The 23246-nt window shown below is 37.8% G+C and carries 15 protein-coding genes; 10 read left to right on the forward strand and 5 right to left on the reverse strand.

Annotated features, from left to right (window positions below; translation table 11 throughout):
• The coding region (locus IPH66_15990) for a hypothetical protein (GenBank protein ID MBK7130843.1) at positions 1-1153 on the reverse strand (1153 nt) is incomplete at its 3' end.
• A 91-nt stretch (positions 1154-1244) separates the two neighbouring features.
• On the reverse strand, positions 1245-1940 hold the full coding sequence (locus IPH66_15995; protein ID MBK7130844.1) for a class I SAM-dependent methyltransferase: 696 nt from the start codon (positions 1938-1940) through the stop codon (positions 1245-1247).
• A 167-nt stretch (positions 1941-2107) separates the two neighbouring features.
• Here IPH66_15995 and IPH66_16000 point away from each other — a divergent pair, with 167 nt between their 5' ends.
• From IPH66_16000 to IPH66_16020, 5 genes are all read left to right on the forward strand, one after another.
• Entirely contained in the window at positions 2108-7714 is a 5607-nt protein-coding gene (locus IPH66_16000) for a gliding motility-associated C-terminal domain-containing protein (GenBank protein ID MBK7130845.1), read from the forward strand.
• Between the two features lie 74 nt (positions 7715-7788).
• Positions 7789-10161 carry a DUF2339 domain-containing protein gene (locus tag IPH66_16005; protein ID MBK7130846.1) on the forward strand — a complete coding sequence of 791 codons (2373 nt, stop codon included), beginning with the start codon at positions 7789-7791 and terminating at the stop codon, positions 10159-10161.
• Positions 10162-10186: 25 nt separating this feature from the next.
• Positions 10187-11428: a hypothetical protein gene (locus IPH66_16010; protein ID MBK7130847.1), complete on the forward strand. Its 1242-nt coding sequence runs from the start codon at positions 10187-10189 to the stop codon at positions 11426-11428.
• A 90-nt stretch (positions 11429-11518) separates the two neighbouring features.
• Positions 11519-12274, forward strand: coding sequence for a DUF882 domain-containing protein (locus IPH66_16015; GenBank protein ID MBK7130848.1), 756 nt, complete (start codon positions 11519-11521; stop codon positions 12272-12274).
• A gap of 61 nt (positions 12275-12335) precedes the next feature.
• Complete coding sequence (locus IPH66_16020; GenBank protein MBK7130849.1) at positions 12336-13202, forward strand: hypothetical protein; 867 nt, start codon at positions 12336-12338, stop codon at positions 13200-13202.
• Between the two features lie 553 nt (positions 13203-13755).
• Here the strand turns inward: IPH66_16020 and IPH66_16025 are convergent.
• The 3 genes from IPH66_16025 to kdsB all read right to left on the reverse strand — a co-directional run bounded on the left by IPH66_16025 (position 13756) and on the right by kdsB (position 16629).
• Positions 13756-15201, reverse strand: coding sequence for an rRNA pseudouridine synthase (locus IPH66_16025; protein ID MBK7130850.1), 1446 nt, complete (start codon positions 15199-15201; stop codon positions 13756-13758).
• A gap of 307 nt (positions 15202-15508) precedes the next feature.
• Positions 15509-15793 carry a hypothetical protein gene (locus tag IPH66_16030; protein ID MBK7130851.1) on the reverse strand — a complete coding sequence of 95 codons (285 nt, stop codon included), beginning with the start codon at positions 15791-15793 and terminating at the stop codon, positions 15509-15511.
• A gap of 92 nt (positions 15794-15885) precedes the next feature.
• Positions 15886-16629, reverse strand: a complete 744-nt coding sequence (gene kdsB / locus IPH66_16035) for a 3-deoxy-manno-octulosonate cytidylyltransferase (protein MBK7130852.1) — start codon at positions 16627-16629, stop codon at positions 15886-15888.
• Between the two features lie 1319 nt (positions 16630-17948).
• On the opposite strand from kdsB, the gene IPH66_16040 reads away from it, so the two are divergent.
• The 5 genes from IPH66_16040 to IPH66_16060 all read left to right on the forward strand — a co-directional run bounded on the left by IPH66_16040 (position 17949) and on the right by IPH66_16060 (position 23215).
• Positions 17949-18878: a sugar kinase gene (locus tag IPH66_16040; GenBank protein ID MBK7130853.1), complete on the forward strand. Its 930-nt coding sequence runs from the start codon at positions 17949-17951 to the stop codon at positions 18876-18878.
• Positions 18879-19064: 186 nt separating this feature from the next.
• Entirely contained in the window at positions 19065-20774 is a 1710-nt protein-coding gene (locus tag IPH66_16045) for a DUF349 domain-containing protein (GenBank protein ID MBK7130854.1), read from the forward strand.
• A complete protein-coding gene (locus IPH66_16050; GenBank protein ID MBK7130855.1) occupies positions 20771-21112 on the forward strand; it encodes a hypothetical protein in 342 nt (113 codons plus the stop codon). Before IPH66_16045 ends, IPH66_16050 begins: the two co-directional genes overlap by 4 nt.
• The gene (locus IPH66_16055; GenBank protein ID MBK7130856.1) at positions 21069-21461 is read left to right on the forward strand and encodes a hypothetical protein; all 393 of its coding nucleotides are present in this window, start codon (positions 21069-21071) and stop codon (positions 21459-21461) included. The genes IPH66_16050 and IPH66_16055 overlap by 44 nt, the downstream gene beginning before the upstream one ends.
• The gene (locus IPH66_16060; GenBank protein ID MBK7130857.1) at positions 21458-23215 is read left to right on the forward strand and encodes a hypothetical protein; all 1758 of its coding nucleotides are present in this window, start codon (positions 21458-21460) and stop codon (positions 23213-23215) included. Before IPH66_16055 ends, IPH66_16060 begins: the two co-directional genes overlap by 4 nt.
• Positions 23216-23246 lie beyond the last annotated feature (31 nt).

The raw sequence follows: 23246 nt of genomic DNA on the forward strand, positions 1-23246 counted from the left end.
TTGTAATATCAGCAACAAAATCTGTAACAGGTGGCACAGGGTTTACAGGATCACAAGCGTTGGATGAGTTCAACGAGTTGCGTGAACCTGTCAATACTAATTCCATCAGATTAGATTGCATTGCCGTAAACATTACCTGACAGTTAGAATAATCCATGTAGTTTTCATACTGTGTATTGGTGCCCGGACAAGTTTGCTGTAAACCTGAACATGAAAGAGAATAGTTGAATGATGGTCCTGCAGTATTTGGTGTATCTGTTAAACCATCATTACCACTGGTGCAACCGGTTCCATCCGTATCACCCCAAGTATGTGATAAACCAAAATAGTGACCCAGTTCATGCGTTAAAACTCTGTTTGCAGGGTCCATTCCCAAATTGTAGTCAATCACAATTCCGTCAATAGATGATGGAGGTAATGAAGACACCGTTGGTTTATATGCGTAACCTGCTGTACCGCTTGATGCGCCATTGGTGATATCGCAAATCCAAACATTGATGTAGTTGTTTCTGTTCCAAACCGGAGTACCTGTTCCACCACCACCGGCATCATATTTCATCTCGTTAGTTTCTGTGTCGGGATTATAATAATCTTCTGTTGTTGACACACGGTGAATTCCAATTTCAGTCAATTGATTTCCGGATGGATCACGTTGAGCAAGACAAAATTCAATATCTGCGTTTGCAGGCACAAAACCAAGCGCAGTTCTTGCACTGGCAGCATCTGCATTCAACAAATTGAAATCTTCATTTACTGCATCTAACAATTGATAAATATCTGCTTGAGAAACATTTTCAGCGGGATTTGAAGGATTATAAACCACGTGAAAAATAATGGGTACGGTATACGTTGAACGCTCTCCCGATCCTTCAAAATTTTGAGCAAGAATAGCTTGTTGTTGCTCTTCTTCATGATATCGTTGTGCAATGCCTTCTGTTTCTAACCAATGGTTGGTGATAGCATCAGTAACGCAATGTTCTCCATCATGCTGATGGTGAAAATCAGGTGATACATGCCAATTCCAGGATGCCGCAAAGCCGATACCCTGAGGTTGTGCACTCACACCTCGCTGCTCTTGCAATTGACCAAACGAAGGTAGAGTAATACCCGCGCTGAGCAAGCACGCAGCTAGAAATTTGTAGCTGTTTTTCATGTTCATGAGATTTTTTGATTCGGTGAAATGTATGAAAATTTCACGAACCGACAATACAAGCGCCTATCCCTGAACAAGATTAAGCCTGAACTCAAAGAATTTTAACAGCAGTTTGGTAGAAATTATTTACACTGCCCACCACTTCATATTTTATGTAGAATGAATTGGCCCATTCAGTAAAGGCTTTGTACTCATGCATGGGTACATTAAATTCATCAAAGAAAATGATATCGCCTTTTTTCAAATAAGGTGTGATTAGCGTGAGCACATAAAGCGTAGCTGAATATAGATCAGCGTCCATGTGAATCACTTTTCTGTTTTCATTTTTGTATGTTGCAAGAAAAGGCAACAGGGTTTGTTGAAATAATCCTTGATAAAATTGACAACGACCATCATCCATTTTTGGTGGTTCATTTCCGTTTGACATATCACCGGCTTTGAAGGGTCCCCAGTTTTCAGGTAATCCGGTGAAGGTATCAAAACCATAAAATCGTGCATCGGTTGATTTGATTTCATTTGCCCACCAGCGAAATGAATGTCCTTTTGAAACACCAAATTCAAGATAATCTACTGACTCAATTTTTTCAGTTTGGATAACATGTCTAAACAAATCTTCTCGTTTGGCATACACAAATTTTGCGCTATAAAAATCTGAATGTCCTTTTTTCTTATTCTGATGAACAAACCGCGATAGTTGCGCCAGATGTCCCAAAAAAATAAAAATTTTTGATGGCACCAGAACATGCAATCTCAACAGAAAAAACCAGCCTTTTAATTTACCTCTCATACGATGAATTAATGGCGGCAAAGATAAGAATAGCGTTGACTAGTATATCAAAACCTACATTTTAATTGGTGAGAAAACCAATCACAACTTACAGAATACCACTCAGTCAACAATACGGTACATACCAACCTGCTTCAGTTTCTTTACGTTTACCAAATATCCAAACCATGAAAAAATTAATCCTCATTAGCGTTTTGTGCACTGTTTACGCAGCTGCAGATGCTCAGTTAAACTGGACAAAAACTTATGGTAATCTGGTGCATGAAGAAATACTATCATCACACACTGATGCAGCAGGCAATATAATTTCTGCCGGATATTTCAGCAGCATTACCAGCATTGGATCAATCAATTTAACTAGTGCGGGCAACTCAGATATACTTGTCATTAAAACAAATTCAGATGGTGATGTTCTTTGGGCAATCAAAGCAGGTGGAATTGGACCAGATCGGGCGTATTCTGTCACAACCGATGCAAACGGAAACAGTTATATTACCGGATACATATACAATACAGCAAGCTTTGGTTCAATATCTCTCACAGCAAATGACCGCGACATTTTTGCGGCCAAAATTGACCCGAATGGAAATTTTTTATGGGCAGTAAATTTTGGAGGTCAATACGGAGATACCGGATACGGCATTGAAGTTGATAACAATGGAAACGTAATAGTAACCGGCCAATACAAAGGGGATGGAATTTTTGGACCTGACAATTTCACCAGTACAACTGACCCCAATACCGGACAACCTGCTTATGATTTTTTTCTCTCGAAGTTAGACGGCTCTGGTAATTTTTTGTGGACACGTGAAGCGAATGCAAAATATGATGATCGCGGAATGGCAGTATGTGTTGATGAACAAAATAATATTTATGTTGCCGGACAATTTTCTGATACGATCACCTTTCAATCTACGCACAATAATCAATCAATGAATGCAGGTTTTGTGATCAGCTATGACAACATGGGAAATGAAATTTGGTTTGATAAATATCGCGCGGGACAAGTATTGTTGTATGACATAGATTGGCACGCTGATGAATTAATTCTCACCGGAGATTTCAAAGGCAATATGCAAGTAAGTCATCAAGCCGGTAATACCAATTTTGCACCCGGTGGTGAGTTTAATATACTTGTTTCAAAAATTCAGGAAAACGGAAATCTCTCATGGTTCTCAAGTAATTTTTCAGAGAATGAAATCACGTCAAAACAATTAGCCATTGACTCCAACGGTGATATCTACCTGGCCGGATTATTCAAGTGTGATTTTACACAGATGAATCAGATCTACGGCAACTCTACTTTTTATTCATTGGGCTATCGTGATGTGCATTATATTAAATACTCAGCAGCAGGAAATTTTCAGTGGGCAAGGCAGTTCGGCAGTAATGAAGATGATTACTGTTCAGCCATTGTCATGAAAGGTGTAGATCATCCGGTGCTGGCAGGAAGTTTTGAAAACTGGTTGGTTATTCCTGCCGGCGACAATTATAATTTTTCTAACTGTACCGGCACTACCAATTACGCATCTGCAAATTGCACTGATTATGATTATGGAAATTTCTGCAAGAGAAAATCTTTTGGAAATAAAGACATCTTCATTACGGATCCATTTGATATAAGCCGCCTGCCACTTGATTATTATGCCCATCAAACGGCTTGTGATTTTGACACGATTGCACCTTGCATTTTAAATTGTCAAGATTCTATTGACCAATGTGGAAGCACAACGATCAGCGTTAATTTACATCACATTGTTGGTGCCATTGATACCATTATGCACCCACGTTATGATTACTTATGGAGCACAGGAAGTACCATCATTAGTACCTATATTTCAACTACAGGTCAATATACGTTGCACACAGAACGGCAAGACGGTTGCGCAGCATACGATGATACCATTTTTGTGACCTGCCATCCATTACCGGCAACGCCATTGATCAGTGATAACTGGAATTATTATTACCAATCACCCACACCCGGTTATATTGATACTTGTTATTCTGATTCACTCATTATCTGGGCAAGTCCTGCTGATACGCTCACTCAAACATTGAGCTGGAATGCGGGTGTATATTTGGATGATACGACAAGATACATTAATGCCTCAGGAATTTACAAAGTGACCGCTTCTACAGAATTTGGTTGCACAAGCATCAACAATTACACTATTGTACTGGATGATTTCGCACATCATGATACTTTGGATCCGCATATTCATTTTACCAACGCACATCAAGAGGCAACAGATACATTGTACATTTGCAGTGATGGCACCTGGGGTCATTATTTGCTTGATCATAATTACACACATCCAAGCGGAGGATTTCCATATAAACAAAGTTACTGGACTTTAGACGGCACACCGTTTGGGTACATGTATTACTGGCCTGAAATTAATCAAACAGATTATAACAGCCCACCATCTCCGGGATGGCATACGCTCTCTGCTCATTTAGTGAATGATTGTGCTGATAGCGTTGATTATTTTATTTCTCGTGATTTTTTTGTTGTCGTTGTGCCTGATCCATACATCAATATCATTGGTCCTTCAGTAATTTATGGCAATTATTGTCCGGGTGATACGCTGGTGATTTCTGTTCAAACCACAGACACAACCGTAGTGTGGAGCAGCCCGTGGATTACTGCAAACTGGGGTGACTCTATTGCAACTGTTTTAGGCTTGAGCAGTATTAATTTTACAGTTTATGCTGATACGATTACTCCCTACGTTACTTGTACCGGTTCAGATTCATATTCTCTATCGGGCTACCCGGTTCCTGAAATAATCATTCCAGATATTTCACTGAACGGCGGAATTGTCTGTCCTTTTGATTCACTTGAAATTCTTGCACTCAGTGGTCAGGCGTGGATTTGGATTGGCCCGCAAGGTGATACACTTGGAACAAATCAGAATGTATGGGTTGATTTACCCGGATTATATCATTGCATTATTACCGATGATTTTGGTTGTGTTCTGACTTCAAATTTTGTTGAAGCAAAAGAATATTCATCACCATTTTTGCAAGCCGAACCGCAATTAATTTGTGAAGGACAATTAGCTGAAATTACCGTGATCGGAAATCCGTTAACCGCTATCAATTGGTTGCCTCCGTTGAGTGGATCATCTTTCACCATCACGGTTGATACTGCAGGCATCTATTATTGCGAAACCAGTTTTTGCAATATCACGCAAATTGATAGTGTGATCATCATGATTTCTGTTCCGCTTGCGCAAATTACAGCCTTACCGGCAACACCTGTTTGTCCGGGTGATACGGTGACATTATTTGCCAATGGTGGCATGATGAATTATTGGTGGAATGGAGCAGACGAAGGAATGTCTATTATAGAAACAACCCAAACCGGCAGCTACATTCTGCAAACAGAAAACGAACTTGGCTGCACAACAACTGATACTATTGTCATTTCATATTTATCTAACCCATTACCGCCGGTTAGTTCACCGCTGCAAGTGTGCTATGGCAACGAGGCAACTTTGTATGCATCAGCTAGTGATAGCATTTTTTGGTATGATGCAAGTGGTAATCTCATTGGTAATTCAGACTCAGTTTATTTTTCGACAGTATTAACTAATCAAGTTTTTACGCTTTATAATATTGATTCACTTTGTTCAAGTTTACCAACAACTGTATCTCTTTCTCTCTTTGCCAGTTCCATTGCTCCTGATATTCTTTCTGATTCTATTTACTGTGAAAATGATTGGATTGAACTTGCTACAAATTCAGCATCGCCCTCATTTGATATCATTTGGATTTTGCCAGATAATTCTGATACAACAACCAACCTTTTAACCTTGGGTGAAGCACAAAATATGTTGATTGGAAATTATTCTGTCTTTTATGCTGACAGCAATTGCGTGAGTGATACTACCACCATTTCTGTTTGGGTTAATCCAAATCCAACTGCATTTATTTCTTCTGGTTCTGATACGTTAATTTGCCCAGGTGATACAGTAAATTTTAATGCTACTACAAACGGCACAGATATCATTTGGATGAATGGTGTAACGTCATTTTCTCAGATGACCGACACAGCAGGAATATTTTATTTCACTGCTTATCTCAATGGCTGTTCATCTGTTTCTGACAGCATCACGGTGAACATGAATGGCAATTCATTTTCTAACGGTTCAATTGATACCACCATTTGTGAAGGCAATGCCGTATTACTTGAAACAAATCTTAGCTCAACCGTGATCTGGATGAATATAACTGGTGACACTATTCAAACCGGAACAGATTATCTCACCGATATTTTATTTGCCGACACCACATTTATTTTTGAAATTTCTGATTCTGGATTATGTCCGGTAACTGAAGTAAGCACAGTTCATGTAATCCATAATAATTACATTCCTTCTGTTTTATCAGGAGGCACTTATTGCAGTGGTGATACCATTATTTTGTCATCAGGAGATGATGATGTTGTAGCATTCAGTTGGTTTAATAATGGGGTTGAAATTTCTGATTCATCTTACCTAATTATTCCTGCTGATACGGCAGGTAATTATTCTGTTGGATTGGTTTTAGATTTTGGATCATGCACTTCTGATTCTGCTTTCATTTCTATTCCGGTTAACCCTATTCCACAAGTGATTATTTCATCAAGTGATACTGTTTGGATTTGTCCGTCTGATACATTAGAAGTATCTGCATCAACGGATGCTCAAACCATTTGGTGGATGCCGGATTATAGCACAGACAGTAGTATTCTCATTTCACAGCCCGGACAATATTTCTGCATTGTTGAGTTGAACGGATGTTATAATTCATCTGATACACTCACCGTACTCTATCAAGATTATTCCTTGATTAATGAACTGCCTGATACATTCATTTGTGAAGGGAACAACGCAATGTTTGAACTGAATACTACAAGCAGTGTTGTCTGGTATAGTTCTTCTTTTGATTCACTATCATCAGGCAGCACTTTTAGTACCGGTGCGTTATACACTGACACCATGTTCTATTATCAGGCGTTTGATGGTGCATTGTGCCCATCACCTCTATCCGATGTTTTTATTCTTGTTATCGCTGATGATTTTATTCCGGAGTATGAAATCATTTCAGATTTTTGTATGGGTGATTCTGTCATAATAGTTTCATCTGAACTCAACGCTGAAAATCACTTGTGGCTATCAGGTTCTGATACACTTTCACAAAACACGTATTTGAATTATCAGGCTGATTCATCTGGTATGGTTGCCGTAGAATTAATTGTTTCCACCGCAGGCTGTGCTTCAGATACAGCATTTATAGAATTCAACATTTCTGACGCACCTCAATTTGATTTACCTGAAGATACTACGTTGTGTTTTGGAGAATCATTTTTTGTGAATACCTACTATGATTATTTTACTGATTGGATTAGCTTGCCGGACTCAAGCGGAAGTGGAATTGATACGTTTGTTGTAGTTACCATCACCAATAATGCCGGATGCTTTCAAACAGATACTGTTCAAATAAACTGGATGGATTGTAGTTTGTTTATGCCAAATGTGTTTACACCGGATAATGACGGAATCAACGATGTGCTATATTTTGATGCAACGCATGGTGAAGTGCTGAGTTTAGTAATTCAAAACCGGTGGGGTATGCTCATGCATCGCGGCACTGAAGGCAGTTGGGATGGAACAGATCTTTCAGGTTCACCTGCCGTTGCCGGCACTTATTTTTACGTGATTGAATACCGCAATGCTGATCAAACTATAGTCCTTGAACAGGGTTGGTTTTTTCTTCAGAGATAAATTCTGTCATGATATGCGTTATTCACTCAAATTTATGCATAGCTTTGATTTGATAGATTTATTAACCCATGCCTATGTCTTCAGAACCAAATCTGGAATCTCTCAATGAAAAGCTGCGAGAACTGATTGCTAAACACAATGCAGTAAGCGCTGATTTGAGAAAATTGAATGAAGAATTTCATGCGTATAAAGTAGGTGGGCAATCTAAAAAATCATCTGCAACTCCGGTTGAAAAACCAGTTGAAGCGCCACTGAAAAAACAAATTGAAATTTCTGAAAAGCAAAAAGCATTGCTGGAAAAATCAATGGAAGAAATAACCGGTTCATCAAAACCAACCGAACAAAAAATATTCTCCAAATCCAATTTACAGAAATCCAATTTTGAAAAATTCGTTGGTGAAAATCTATTGAGTAAAATTGGTATTGTTGTGTTGGTAATTGGTGTAGGTATTGGTGCGAAATATTCTATAGATCATCAATTAATTAGTCCGTTAACCCGTATAATACTCGGATATTTAGTAGGCGCAACGCTGCTGCTTTTAGGCATGAAACTAAAAAGCAAGTATCTAAATTTTAGTGCAGTGCTGGTGAGTGGTTCCATGGCATCTATGTATTTTGTGACTTATGCCGGATACGTATTTTACAATTTATACCCGCAATTGGTTGCATTTATTTTGATGGTGATTTTTACCACATTTACTGTAGTTGCAGCAATTCACTATAACCGTTCCGTAATTGCGCATATTGGATTAGTTGGTGCTTACGCGGTGCCATTTATGCTAAGTGACGGATCAGGAAAGGTACTTGTTTTCTTATCTTATATTGTACTGATCAACGCAGGTATTCTTGTTATTGCTTTTAAAAAATATTGGAAATCGCTTTACTATTCTGCCTTTGGTTTTACGTGGGTTATATTCATGTTCTGGTTGGTTTCTTCTTACCAATTTGACCTCCATTTTACCATTGCACTGAGTTATCTTTTTGTTTTCTTCTTTTTGTTTTATACGGTTTTTCTTGCTTATAAATTCATGAGAAAAGAAGCGTTTGCTGTTACCGATATTGTGATGCTATTTTTGAATTCAGCATTTTTCTATGGTATTGGCTGCGGCATTATCTCTTCACACCAATACGGCAATGAATTTTTGGGATTATTCACCTTGTTGAATGCTGTTTTACATTTTCTGGTGGCCATTCCGGTTTATCGCTCAAAAATTACTGATCGCAAATTATTTCACTTAATTATTGGTTTGGTGATGACCTTTATCACCATTGCTGTACCGGTGCAATTAGACGGCAACCAGGTAACCATGATATGGGCGTGTGAAGCGGCGGTGATGTTATGGTTGGCAAAAAAATTCAACGTTACTTATTATCAGATACTGTCCTATATTCAGCTTGGATTAGCGATAATTAGCCTGATTAACGACTGGTCATTATGGGATCAGCTCAATCAGCAATCAGCATTCTCTACTGATGCTGTAGCGCGAGGACAAAGAACCTTTGTTACATCGTTGATTTTTGTACTTATCACGGGTGTGATCACCTATCTGCACTTGAAATATAAACGAGTTGAAACTAGTTTCAAATTTCCTCACCTGCAGCAAACCATGCATTTTATAATTCCTGCCATTTTATTTGGTTCTCTCTATTTTACTTTTCTTTATGAAATCACCATTTATTGGGATATTAAATATTATCAGCGCGCAGTAGAACTTTTTCATGCCGATGAAGATTATACAGAAATGATTTACAACCGTGATTACAGAATGTTTAAAACGGTTTCCTATTTCATTTATACCACCGGTTTTCTAACAATACTCTCATTGGTTCACATACGTTTCATTAAAAATTATATTTCCGGTTCACTGTTTTTAGGATTAATTTCATTGCTGCTGTTGCTCTTGCATGTAAGTGGTTTAATTGAAACATGGGATTTGCTAGAGTCATTTAAATACCCAAAATATCCACAGTATTTTATCACTTCAAATTGGAATATTGGCAGTCATTATTTTATCGTGGCTTGTATTGTGTTGTCTATTTTCATGATTAAATTATATATCAGACAAAATTGGATGAATGAAATTCAAACCAATTTGCAACGCTTCACTGACTATATTCTTTTAATCACTGCTTGCATTATTTTGAGTTATGAATTAATGTTGTGGACATACTTGTACGACAATCCACAGGGATCAAAATTAGGCCTCACTATTTTATGGAGTGCGTTTGCTCTATTCACTATTGTAATTGGAATATGGAAAAAGCGCGCTGATTTCAGAATTGGCGCTATAGTGTTTTTCGGTATCGTTCTGGTGAAACTTTTCTTCTATGATCTGGCACATTTAACTACCATTTTTAAAACCATTGTTTTCCTTTCTGTGGGTGCACTGCTGTTGATTGTTTCGTTTCTTTATAACAAGTATAAGCACCTAATGGCTAATGAGTAGAGATAACCAATGAATAACATTTTGCATGATGAAAAACTTCACTAACATGGTTGTCTTGATCTGTTGCATTTTCAGTGCTATCACGGTCAATGCACAAATTGGAAATTATACATACAAACGAAAAATTGAAAATCAGCAGGCTGAATGGCATAAAATAAGATTGCCTGAAGATATCTATCAAAAGACACAACACAATTTGGCTGATCTCAGAATTTATGGAATTAATGAAACCGGTGACACCATTGAAGCAGGCTACATTATTGAAAACACAAATGATGAGATCATTCAAGTTGAAAGATCATTTTCTATGCTCAATGAAGTCAAAAAAGATCAGGTGTATTATTACACTTTCAAACCTGATCAGAAAGAGCCGGTCAACGAAATTTTTATGAATTTTTCAACGCCTAATTATGATTGGAAGATAAATTTATTAGGCAGCAATGACAATGAGAATTGGTTTACCATTTTAGAGAATTATCGCATGGTGTCACTACAAAATGAAACACAACATTATACTTTTAGCACGCTGTTTTTCAATACAACAGATTACGCATATTATCAAGTTCAGATTCCGGCAAAAGAAAACCCTAATCTGCAATCAGCTAAAATTACGCATACCGAAATAAAATCAGGTGTTTTCAAAACTTATCCGAATCAAATTTCTATTCATGAAAACAAAGAAAATAATCAGACTGAAGTCACTATCCAACTTCATGAATTAGTGCCGGTGAACAGGATATCAATTTTCTCCTCCTCTTCGTTTGATTTTTATCGTGATTTGGATATTGAAATTCTACGTGACAGCACAAAAACTGAAAAAGGATACATTAAAAATTATGAGCGTATTCATCAAAGTATCTACACGTCAATTCATCAACCGGCTTATGTTTTTGATAATCGCTTTGCTCAAGAATTGCGAATCATCATACACAATGGAAACAACCCTGAAATAAACATTGATTCTGTTGTAGTTTCAGGTTTTACACATGAACTCCTAATTCGTTTCACTGAACCTGCTGACTATTTTTTTTATTACGGCAATCAGCAAGCATCATTACCTGATTACGATTTGCAACATTTTGTTGAAAGTATTCCATCTGAATTGACTTATTTAACCTTAGGACCTGAAGAAATTACATCACAAGGAACAGCCAATCCCTCAGAACCTTTTTTCAAAAACAAGGCCTGGCTTTGGGTTTTAATGGGACTGGTAATTCTAATTCTTGGATGGTTCTCGGTGAAAATGCTTTCAAAGACAAATAGCTGAAACCCATTTTTAAAAAACGTTAAATTCATAGTCATTTTTTGAATTTAATTTCAGGAGACAAGATTTAAATCAGATCTTGACAAAATAATTATGCATTCACTCAAGCCATTTTCAGATAAGAACTTGTTTTTGTTTGTCCTCATTTCATTCAGCATGTTGACTACATGTACGCGTGAAAAACACGCAGAAATATTTGATAAAAAAACAAAACAAGAACCTGTGTATACCATTGAAAAGATGGATAGCATTCTCTCATTATTTGAATCTGTTTCTTTTTCAGAATTGCCAGATGAATACTTAACTTATACAGATCCCCAAGGCATATTCAACAAGAAATTAAAGGATAAAAAATATCGGATAGTACAGGGAGACGAATGTTATTTATACATTGTTGGAAAAAACAGAATTCAAAATTTTCTTTGCACAGATAAATATTTCATTGAAAACGAAAAAAATATTGAGGCAAATAAAAAACAATACTGGTTGATTGATCGTCAACTTTTGGTTTGGATTCTGGAATTTATAGATGAATTAAAATCACAAGGCTATAACCGAGATGGATTTGAAGTGCGAGAAAGCCACCGGCATGCATATTATAACCAAGAGCGTGGTGGAGCAACACAAAGCCAGCATATTTTTGGAACTGCTGCAGATCTCACCATCAAAGACATTAACAACGATGGTAAAGAAAATGAAACTGATAAAGAAATAGCCCTTGAAATCTTGGAAACTCTGGTGGGTGATAAAGGAGGTATGGGCTTGTATCCCGGCACCATGACCATACACATTGACACACGCGGTTTCAGGGCAAGATGGAACAATTACAAACGACCAAATAAGCCATGAAAAAATCGCAGAAATGCTGTTTGGTAATTTGGGTTAATTTTGTGTCATAATACAATTCAAGATGATTAAATACAATCCCAAAACATGGTTCAGTATTATTTTTCATTTTCATAAAAGTGATACATTTTATATTTTGTGGAAAGAGCTCATTGTAGTTGCACTGCTAACGTCAGCATTTGTTTACCTTGAAATACATTATTGGAATTTGGGTGAGAAACTATCAAGCCTCATGCAAATTTTCACGCTGATAGGTTTTGTATTGTCTCTATTGCTGGTGTTTCGAACCAATACAGCATACGACCGCTGGTGGGAAGGAAGAAGATTATGGGGACTTTTAGTGAACAACACGCGCAATTTGGCAATCAAAATAAAGTCTATGCAATTAGATCATGAGACAGAAAATTATTTTGCACGCATGATTTCAAATTATGCTTTTGCCATGAAAGAGCAGTTGCGAGAAGGCGTAAAACTAGAAGAACTTGATTTGACAGAAAATGAATTAGACGAAATTCAAAAAGTGAATCATAAAACTAGTTTAATTGCTCGCTGGCTTTATCAAAAATTACATGATTTAAAAGCAACCGGGCGTATCACACAAGAAGAATTTCTAGCATGCGATACCAATTTAGGCACCTTCTCAGATATCACCGGAGCATGCGAACGTATTAAAGGAACACCCATTCCCTATTCATACAGCATGTTTTTGAAAAAATTTATTTTCATTTACGTCGCCACTGTTCCGTTTGCATTCATTCATGTGATGGGATATTATTCTATTGGCGTTGCCGTTTTTATTTTTTACATCCTGGTGAGTTTAGAAGTACTTGCAGAAGAAATTGAAGATCCGTTTGGACGCGATGACAATGATTTACCCACAGACGAGATCAGCATAAAAATCAGAGCAAATGTGAAGGAGATTCTTCGATGAGGGGTTAGGGATTAGGGATTAGGGATTAGGGGTTAGGGATTAGGGGTTAGGGATTAGGGGTTAGGGATTAGGGATGATGACTTCAGATACGTCTCCTCACTTGAGGGAGCATTAAGGAGGGTGACCGCAGAACTTAAAGTTTAAAAGGAGTTAGGGATTAGGGATGATGACTTCAGATACGTCTCCTCACTTGAGGGAGCATTAAGGAGGGTGACCGCAGAACTTAAAGTTTAAAAGGGGTTAGGGATTAGTGATGATGACTTCAGATACGTCTCCTCCCTTGAGGGAGGATTAAGGAGGGTGACCGCAGAACTTAGAATTTAAAAACAATACCCCAACACATCATTTCTCCTCACTTGAGGGAGGATTAAGGAGGGTGACCACAGAACTTAAAGTTTAAAAGGGGTTAGGGATTAGCTGATAGGGTGTTCTGATGAATTAAAGATGTCCCGTTAAAAATTTCCTCCTGCATGGGAGGAAATTTTTTAACAAATTCAATTTTATGCAACTGGCCGTCCTTCCCCTTGGGATGGATTGAAGATGGGACCCCCCATTACAACATCCGCAAATAATTCACCTCAACATCTGTCAAATGACGATAATTACCACGAGGTAAATCCTTTTTAGTAAGACCGGCGAACATGACACGATCAAGGCGTTTTACAACATGACCTAATGATTCAAACATGCGTCTTACAACACGATATTTTCCTGAGTGAATTTCAACTCCCAGTTCATGTCCTTTGCTCTCTTTCAGGATTTCTACTTTATCTGCTTTTACAAATCCCCCATCTTCCAATTCAACACCACTCAGTAATTTTTCAACCTGCTCAAAAGACACCGGTTCATCTGTTTCCACGTGATACAATTTTTTTACTTCATACCGTGGATGGGTCAGTTTTTTCGCGAGGTCGCCATCATTGGTAAACAACAATAATCCTGTGGTATTTCTGTCTAATCTGCCCACCGGATATATACGTTCTTTACATGCTTTTGCAACAAGTACCATCACCGTTTTTCTATCCATTGGATCATCCATTGTGGTGATAAAATCTTTTGGTTTATTAAGTAAGACGTACCGCTTTTTTTCTGCGCGTACGGTTGCTCCGTCATATTTCACTTCATCGCCCGGCTTCACTTTATAACCTAGTTCAGTTACAATGACACCATTCACCTTTACAATGCCGGTAGCAATGAGTACATCTGCTTCACGACGTGAACAAATTCCTGCATTCGCCAAAAATTTATTCAATCTGATGTCTTCAGAAAAACTTGGTAATGGATCTCCCTTTGGTTTTTTTTCACGATCAAAGGGCGCATATTTTTTACCTGATCCCTTTACAAATTTCTTAGCATTGTATTCTCTTTTCTTTTCTCCGTCAGTATCAGAATAAGATTTCTTGGAGTCAGATGATCGTTTGTGTTCCCTGTTTGTATCAGACTTTTTTTCGCTGTCAAAGGATGAATATTTTTTACTCGCATCAGGCTCACCTTTCTTAAATGACGAATTGCGTTTTTTATCCGTGTCTTTATCAGAATAAGATTTCTTGGAGTCAGATGATCGCTTGTAATCTCTGTTTGTATCAGACTTTTTTTCGCTGTCAAAGGATGAATATTTTTTACTCGCATCAGGCTCACCTTTCTTAAATGACGAAGCGCGTTTTTTATCCGTGTCTTTATCAGAATAAGATTTCTTGGAGTCAGATGATCGCTTGTAATCTCGGTCATAACCTGATTTCTTTTCTCCATCTTTGGATGCGTATTTTTTACCGGTATCCTTATCACTTTTTTTGAATGACGACGATCGTTTTTTATCAGGGTCAGTATCAGAAAAAGATTTTTTCTTACCGGGTGCTCCTTTGAATTCTCTATCCATTCCGGGCTTTTTTCCGGATGATTTTTCTTCTGAATTTCTTGATTTGTTTCTTCCGGCCGAAAACCCATCTCGGGTTCCACCAAATTTTTTAGCCGATTGGCCAGATTTTTTTTGATTACTCATAATAGTTTGGAATCATCACGATTCGTATGTATGGCGCAAAGGTAAGCATTTGGAAGGAATCTCCGTTGTTGAAATTGATTGAGACAAATCAAAACGTAAATCCGGATGGTCTATTATAAATGCCAATCTCGTAACCAGAGGTTTTAATTAGCATCTTGATTTATCCGAAATTGAGGAATTGAATAAATAAACCGCACGGGTTGCAATTGATGATCGTTCTGTAGGCGCAGGTCGCGACCTGCGCCTACGCAATGAATTTGATTTGCAACCCTTCAATTGACGTGGAGATTCAATTGCTTAATTTGGTTTATCTGCGCAAATACCGAATGCCCTTAACCACACCAAAGATCAGCAACATGTTGAGGAAAATTCCAACAAAAAACAAAACTATACCATCACCATAGGGCTGCATCAGATCAGCAACTAAATTGCCAAAAAAAAATAATATTCCAAGTGCCTGGTATGACCATTCGCAAACTATGCTTACGCAAGTTCCCTCTTCATAACCATAAGCCGGTATGATAAAAATCAAATACAACAACGCATGGATTGCAAATGAAATGGTAAACCAGACAATGAGTTCTTTTAACATGCGTTTGGGTGGGTTATTATTTCTTGGAAAGACTTAATGGACAATTACGACATTGTATGAATTAACAGCTTAACAAATTCATCGCAGAAATATCACCCCCCATTCAACGCCCTAATCACTTTAGCCACATCATCAGGCGTATCAATATTTGGCGTTTCAATATGAGTTTCTACGGTGGCAATTTTGTATCCATTGAAAAGCCAACGGAGTTGTTCTAAGGATTCAGCTTTTTCAATTTCGGCCGGTTCCAATTGCAACAGTTTTTTTAGCGTATCAGTGCGCCAAGCGTAAATGCCAATGTGTTTATAATATGGTAAGGCTTCATGCCAATGCGCCTCGTTTTTGCCTTGCACAAAAGGAATCGGACTACGACTGAAATACATGGCAAATCCCGCGCAATCTAAGACCACTTTAATACGATTTTCATTTTCAATATCCGCCGAATTGTGCAGACGTTTTACTACAGTTCCAATTTCTACATCAGGTCGCTTAAACAAACCAAGCACTTCATCAATTTGTCCAGGTCTCACCAGCGGCTCATCTCCTTGTATGTTGATTACTACATCATAATCAGGAAATTTTTCAATGACTTCACCGCACCGCGATGTTCCATTTGCATGATCAATAGATGTCATTACAGCGTGTCCTCCAAAATCTTGCACGTGATTCCAAATGCGTTCATCATCTGTTGCTACAACCACCTCACTCAATAATGCCGATTGTTTTGCCTGCTCATACACCCGCTGAATCATGGTTTTGCCTAATAAATCAACCAGGGGTTTGCCGGGAAACCGCGATGATTGATACCGTGCAGGAATAATTCCAATGGCTTTCACAAAAAAAAATTTAATGGGTAAATGTAAAAATATCTGTTGTATTATCATCCATCGGGACGTGATGAATCATTATGATACAACGACCATCGTTATACGGGACGTGATGAATCATCATGATACAACGACCATCGTTATGCGGGACGTGATGAATCATCATGATACAACGACCATCGTTATACGGGACGTGATGAATCATCATGATGCAACGGCCATCGTTATACGGGACGTGATGAATCACGTCCCTACGATTGTAAAAATGTCGTCCCGACGCCATTGATTGCATTTCTTCGTATCCCACGCGATTTATCGCGCATCGAAAATTCACCCCATTTATTACATCGCGGTTATTTAATCCATTGGAATATTTTACATTTCGTTTTATTTCATCAATTCTGAATTGACTTCACACGGGACGTATCATCGTTATACGGGACGAATCATTGTCAAACCCAACGTATCATCGTTATACGGGACGTGATGAATCAAGTCCCTACGATTGTAAAAATGTCGTCCCGACGCCATTCATTGCATTCCTTCGTATCCCACGCGATTTATCGCGCATCGAAAATTCACCCCATTTATTACATCGCGGTTATTTAATCCATTGGAATATTTTACATTTCGTTTTATTTCATCAATTCTGAATTGACTTCACACGGGACGTATCATCGTTATACGGGACGAATCATTGTCAAACCCAACGTATCATCGTTATACGGGACGTGATGAATCACGTCCCTACGATTGTAAAAATGTCGTCCCGACGCCATTCATTGCATTCCTTCGTATCCCACGCGATTTATCGCGCATCGAAAATTCACCCCATTTATTACATCGCGGTTATTTAATCCATTGGAATGTTTCACATTTCGTTTTATTTCATCAATTGTGAATTGTCTTCACACGGGACGAATCGTTGACGTATCATCGTTATACGGGACGAATCATTGTCAAACCCAACGTATCATCGTTATACGGGACGTGATGAATCACGTCCCTACGATTGTAAAAATGTCGTCCCGACGCCATTGATTGCATTTCTTCGTATCCCACGCGATTTATCGCGCATCGAAAATTCACCCCATTTATTACATCGCGGTTATTTAATCCATTGGAATGTTTCACATTTCGTTTTATTTCATCAATTGTGAATTGTCTTCACACGGGACGTATCATCGTTATACGGGACGAATCATTGTCAAACCCAACGTATCATCGTTATACGGGACGTGATGAATCACGTCCCTACGATGTTTACGTTGTTGGTTCATCTGATTTCTGTTGCCTTTTTCCTATCTTTGCGGTCAAATTTAAAAAACATGGCATTATTAACTGTGGGCAGCGTGGCGTTTGATGCAATCGAAACTCCATTTGGTAAAACAGATAAAATTATTGGCGGCGCCGGAACGTATATCGCTCTGTCGGCATCTTATTTCACGGCTGATCAAAAAATTGTTTCGGTTGTGGGTGAAGATTTTCCTCAAGAAACTTTAAATGATTTGAAATCACGCGGAATTTCCATTGAAGGTATCCAAATTAAAAAAGGAGAAAAAACTTTTTTCTGGTCTGGTAAATATCATAATGACATGAACTCACGTGATACCTTAGTTACAGAATTGAACGTGCTTGAAAAATTTGATCCTATCATACCTGATTCATATCAAGGAGTTGATTTTCTGATGTTGGGTAATCTTGCTCCTGCGGTTCAGCGTTTGGTTATTGAACGACTTAAAACCCGTCCCAGATTAATCGCCATGGACACCATGAATTTTTGGATGGATATCGCATGGGATGATTTGATGCAAACCATTAAACTGGTTGATGTACTTATCATTAATGACGAAGAAGCCCGTCAGATGTCAAAGGAATATGCCCTGGTGAAAGCTGCTAAAAAAATCATGTCTTTTGGCCCAAAATATTTGATCATTAAAAAAGGAGAACACGGTGCTTTATTGTTTGGTCCTGATAAAGTATTTTTTGCTCCTGCCTTACCGCTTGAAGAAGTGTTTGATCCAACCGGTGCCGGTGATACCTTTGCCGGCGGCTTTATTGGTTATCTTTCTCGCACCGGAGATACGTCATTTGAAAATATGAAACGTGCCGTGATTGCCGGTTCAGCTATGGCGTCTTATTGCGTTGAAAAATTTGGTACTGAGCGCTTAACCAATCTTTCTGAAGATGAAATTACAGCACGCATACAAGAATTCCGCAGCTTGGTAGATTATCAGGCTGAAAAAGTTATTTCATAAGTACTTTTATTTGTAGAATCTTTATTGTAATTTCGGCTCAGATCAGTCACCAGACTGACAAACCATAAACTAATAATCTACTATGTCATCGCACTTCATTGCGTTTTCTATGACAATAATCCAATAAATATTTACCTTAAATCTTACTGTGTTGTTCAACTCACAACACTTTAATCTGCAGGCTTTATGAAACAAGAAATCATCCAGAAATTAATTGCGCTGAATAACCAGCCATCTGTACTTGAATCACAGAATGAATTCAATGATTTGGTCAATGAATTTTATGCAATCCAGAATGAAGAAGAAAGACAGTTTGAAATTGAAAAACTGGACCGTCTGGCTGCCGGTGAAAAACCTGAAAACATTGAACGTCCTGTCTATCCTTTGCTTGATGAATTCAAAGCGGTGACCAATGTTTTTAAAGAAAGAAAAAAGGTAGAACTTACACAAATCAAAGATCAAGAAAACGCGAATTACAAACAGAAAAAAGTATACATCGCGGCGCTTACTGATTTGATTCAAAATGAAGAAAATATTGGTAAAGCCATTTCACGCTTCAAAGAAATTCAGGATGCCTGGAAAGAAGTAGGCGCTGTGCCGCGTGAAAAAAGACAAGAAGTTCAAAAAGAATTTTCACAACTCATTGATACGTTTAGATACAATATTGGTATTTATAAAGAAATTAAAGATCATGATTTACACCGCAATCTGGCTTTGAAAAAAGAACTGATTGAAAAACTGAAAGCGCTAACCAATCTTGATAAAATAAAAGATATAGAAAATCAATTGCACGCATTGCAAGACGAATGGAATTCTTTGGGTGGCACACATCAGGATGAGTGGGAAAAAATTAAAGAAGAATACTGGAACACTGTCAATGCAGTTTATGATAAAATTCACAAATTCTATGATGATCGCAAAGCAGAACAAGCAAAAAATCTTGATCTGAAAAAAGAATTTGTCACTAAGGCAAAAGCAATCAATGAGCGTGAATTAACAGATCATAAACACTGGCAAAAAGCGAGTGATCAACTGCTTGAATTGCAAGAAGAGTGGAAAAAAATAGGTTACGGACCACGTGATGAAAACGAAAATATTTATCATGAGTTCAGAGCTATTTGCAATGACTTTTTTGCACGTAAAAAATCATTTTATGGTGAGCGCAACGATCAGTTCAGTACTATTAAAAATCAAAAAGAAGAGTTGATTAAACAGGCTGAAGAATTGAAAAATTCAACTGAATGGAAAGAGAAAACCAATAAGATTCTTAACCTACAGAAAAAATGGAAAGAATTGGGATCAGCCGGACCAAAATTTGAAAATTCTCTTTGGAAAAAATTCCGTGAACCCATTGACTTTTTCTTTTCATCAAAAGACAATCATTTCAAGGCACAAGATGATGCCAACAAAGAAAATTTAGATAAAAAGAAAGCGGTCATTGAAAAAATTAAAGCCTACGAACCCGCCGGCGAAGCGCAAAAAATGATTGCTGATTTGAAAGCTCTTTCTGAAGAATTTGCTAAAATCGGCAACGTGCCTTTTGAAGATAAAGACGCCATTTATAAAGATTACAAAACGGCGCTGGACGACAAATACGCGAGCTTAAATATTGATCGTGAAGAAAAAGAAAAAGTCATGTTTCAGGCAAAGATTGATTCTATCCTAACCAGCAATAATAAGGAGAGATTGCTTGACCAAGAGACATCTCAAATCAGACAAAAAATTGATCACCTCAACAAAGAAATACTCAAGTATGAAACCAATCTTGCATTTTTCTCTAATGCAGATGAAAAAAATCCAATGTTTAAAAGCGTGAACGATAATATCAGAAGGAATAAAGAAGAAATTGAATCACTAAAAACAAGATTGAAACTTTTACGTCAGGCAGCTAAATGAACAAGGCAATCAATATCCTCCTCTTCTCTACCCTGGCAGTTTTCTGCCTGATGGTGTTGATTTCAGTATTTGATTTGTCTATTTCAAATTTGCATTTGCGCGGCATGCCATATCAACAGCAAATATTTGCAGGCTTTTCCTTGCTTGTTTTTTTGATTGGATTATTGCGCGTCAAACGCCGCTGGCAAGGCATACGTGATATGAAAAAATTCACGCAATTCACTCATAGCTGGACTGTGTCAAAATCACATCTGAAACATGGAATTACAATCACCGCCATTGAAGTTTTTTTTTATGATGGCAGCTTTTATTTTTTGCCTGGTGGTTATTCCGGTTGAACCTATGTATGTTATTCCTATGCTGGTGGTACTTGGCTTACTCTCTCTGGAGTCACTTTATTTTATTTTTATTCTTTCCAAGGGTGGAACTGCATTCCGCATTGGCATTAACAGTCAGGTGGTGGCGGTGTATGACAGAGAAATGCATTTATATTATTATACCGGACTAGAAAAAGTTGAATTGCATCAATCCGACATGATCAATTTCGGGTATCGTGAAGATCTCAATTTACCTTTTGAAACTTCTGTTTTGGATTCAAAAGATAAGGAAGCATTCCGCCAGGCATTGATTGATAAACTCACCGAGAATAAGGTGTATGTTGACAGTACCTTGAGAAACTGGAAATGATAAAAAAAACGGCAGAATATAGAACCCCTTTGATTCTGCTTCTCTTGCTGATTCTGGTTCAGAGTTTTCGTACTGACCTCAACAACCCGTATAAAAAGCCAATTGCCGGTGATGCTCAAGGTTACTACGCGTATCTGCCTGCGCTATTTATCTATCACGATCCGCATTATGGTTTTGTAGAAAAAATCAATGAAACGTATTATGTTCCGGCCAACTCCAAATCATTTGTAAATGAGGTAGACGGACAAAAGGTAAACAAAACTTTTCCGGGGGTTGCCGTATTATACTTTCCATTCTTCGCAGCGGCTCACGGAATTTCATACATCGCAGGATTGCCCGTTGATGGATATGCCTACACGTATCAATTATTTTTTCTCATCGGATTTTGGGTATACATGCTTGCCGGAATGATTTATTTCAAAAAATCTCTTCAACTCTGCAGTGTTAAACCCTTGCTGGCAGATCTCTCATTGCTTGTCATGGTAATGGGGACAAATATTTTTTTCTACTCAGTATTTGATCAGTCGGTAACGCACATTCACAATTTTTTTCTGATTTGTTTTGCTGTATATCACGCCCTACAATTGAAAAATAATTTTTCGCGAAAATCTATTATATTTCTTGTGGCAGCCCTTTGCTTGCTAGTCATAATCAGACCAACTAATGTGCTGGCGGTTGGACTTGTTATCTTCTTTATTCCTGATTTTAACTATTACAAAAGTTTGCTGAAAAAATTATTTTCAGTGAACGTAATTTTTTACGCTCTGCCGATCATGTTTGTCATACTAGCCGTTCCACCTATCATTTGGAAAATGCAAACAGGTAATTGGATTGTCTATTCTTACGGCAAAGAAGGGTTTAATTTTTTATCACCTGAAATTTTCAATTTTCTTTTCTCATACACCAAAGGATGGTTTCTGTATACGCCTTTAATGTTACTAATTCTTGTTTGCGGATTTCTATTATTATGGAGAAAAAACCGCGCGCAATTTCTCATTGGAATTACCCTTTTTGCTTTACTCATTTACCTCTTCAGCAGTTGGTGGTGCTGGTATTATGGAGCCGGCATGAGCCAGCGTGTGATGATTGATTTTTACCTGATTCCGGGATATTTGTTTACCCTGATAATACAATGGCTAGCAACTAAATCAAATTTTTTGAAATTCAGTTTTACTACACTATTTATTCTGGGAATTATATTCAATCAAGTGCAGGCATTTCAAATAGCCAACGGAATTTTACCATTTGGTTCGCCAACGCAAGCACAATATTGGGATCAATTTCTGTCTTTGAAAAAAAAGGCATTGATTTATCCGCCTGCGCATTGGCAAAATATTTCTTCAGGGCAAGTTGATCTTAATCCAATATCTGGTCATGTGATTAAGGGTAATTCAGTTTTGATTGAGCAGGACTGGGCCCTACAGTCTGATGAAAAAAATCAATACTCCGCAGTTGCGACAACTGATAGCATTTCATTTAAAAAAGGAGATAAATTAATTTTTAGTTTTGATGCGCGCGCTGAAACTGAAATCACTGAATCACGCATTGTGTTTGTATTAGACTCAACCCACTCACACGTGTTTTTTGTGAAAGAATTCATTCAAACATCGTGGGAAAAAATGCAGTTTAAAATTGAGCCGGATTATCAAAGCACAAGCCCAATTGAAGTTTTCATTTGGAATGCCGGTACCTCAGAAAGCATGTCTTTAAAAAACCTGCGCTGGGAATTGTATTATTCAGCTGAGTATTTTTGAGTGCTTACCTTTCATCATTTTCACTAATTTT

The organism is Crocinitomicaceae bacterium, from assembly GCA_016708105.1.
In the GTDB taxonomy this organism is placed as follows: domain Bacteria; phylum Bacteroidota; class Bacteroidia; order Flavobacteriales_D; family Crocinitomicaceae; genus JADJGJ01.

Coding starts and splice junctions, on each gene's coding strand:
- IPH66_16050 (MBK7130855.1), top strand. CDS start 20,771: ATGAACAAGGCAATCAATATCCTCCTCTTCTCTACCCTGGCAGTTTTC.
- IPH66_16005 (MBK7130846.1), top strand. CDS start 7,789: ATGTCTTCAGAACCAAATCTGGAATCTCTCAATGAAAAGCTGCGAGAA.
- IPH66_16015 (MBK7130848.1), top strand. CDS start 11,519: ATGCATTCACTCAAGCCATTTTCAGATAAGAACTTGTTTTTGTTTGTC.
- IPH66_16025 (MBK7130850.1), bottom strand. CDS start 15,201: ATGAGTAATCAAAAAAAATCTGGCCAATCGGCTAAAAAATTTGGTGGA.
- IPH66_16060 (MBK7130857.1), top strand. CDS start 21,458: ATGATAAAAAAAACGGCAGAATATAGAACCCCTTTGATTCTGCTTCTC.
- IPH66_16010 (MBK7130847.1), top strand. CDS start 10,187: ATGATGAAAAACTTCACTAACATGGTTGTCTTGATCTGTTGCATTTTC.
- IPH66_16055 (MBK7130856.1), top strand. CDS start 21,069: ATGATGGCAGCTTTTATTTTTTGCCTGGTGGTTATTCCGGTTGAACCT.
- IPH66_16020 (MBK7130849.1), top strand. CDS start 12,336: ATGATTAAATACAATCCCAAAACATGGTTCAGTATTATTTTTCATTTT.
- IPH66_15995 (MBK7130844.1), bottom strand. CDS start 1,940: ATGAGAGGTAAATTAAAAGGCTGGTTTTTTCTGTTGAGATTGCATGTT.
- IPH66_16045 (MBK7130854.1), top strand. CDS start 19,065: ATGAAACAAGAAATCATCCAGAAATTAATTGCGCTGAATAACCAGCCA.
- IPH66_16040 (MBK7130853.1), top strand. CDS start 17,949: ATGGCATTATTAACTGTGGGCAGCGTGGCGTTTGATGCAATCGAAACT.
- IPH66_16000 (MBK7130845.1), top strand. CDS start 2,108: ATGAAAAAATTAATCCTCATTAGCGTTTTGTGCACTGTTTACGCAGCT.
- IPH66_16030 (MBK7130851.1), bottom strand. CDS start 15,793: ATGTTAAAAGAACTCATTGTCTGGTTTACCATTTCATTTGCAATCCAT.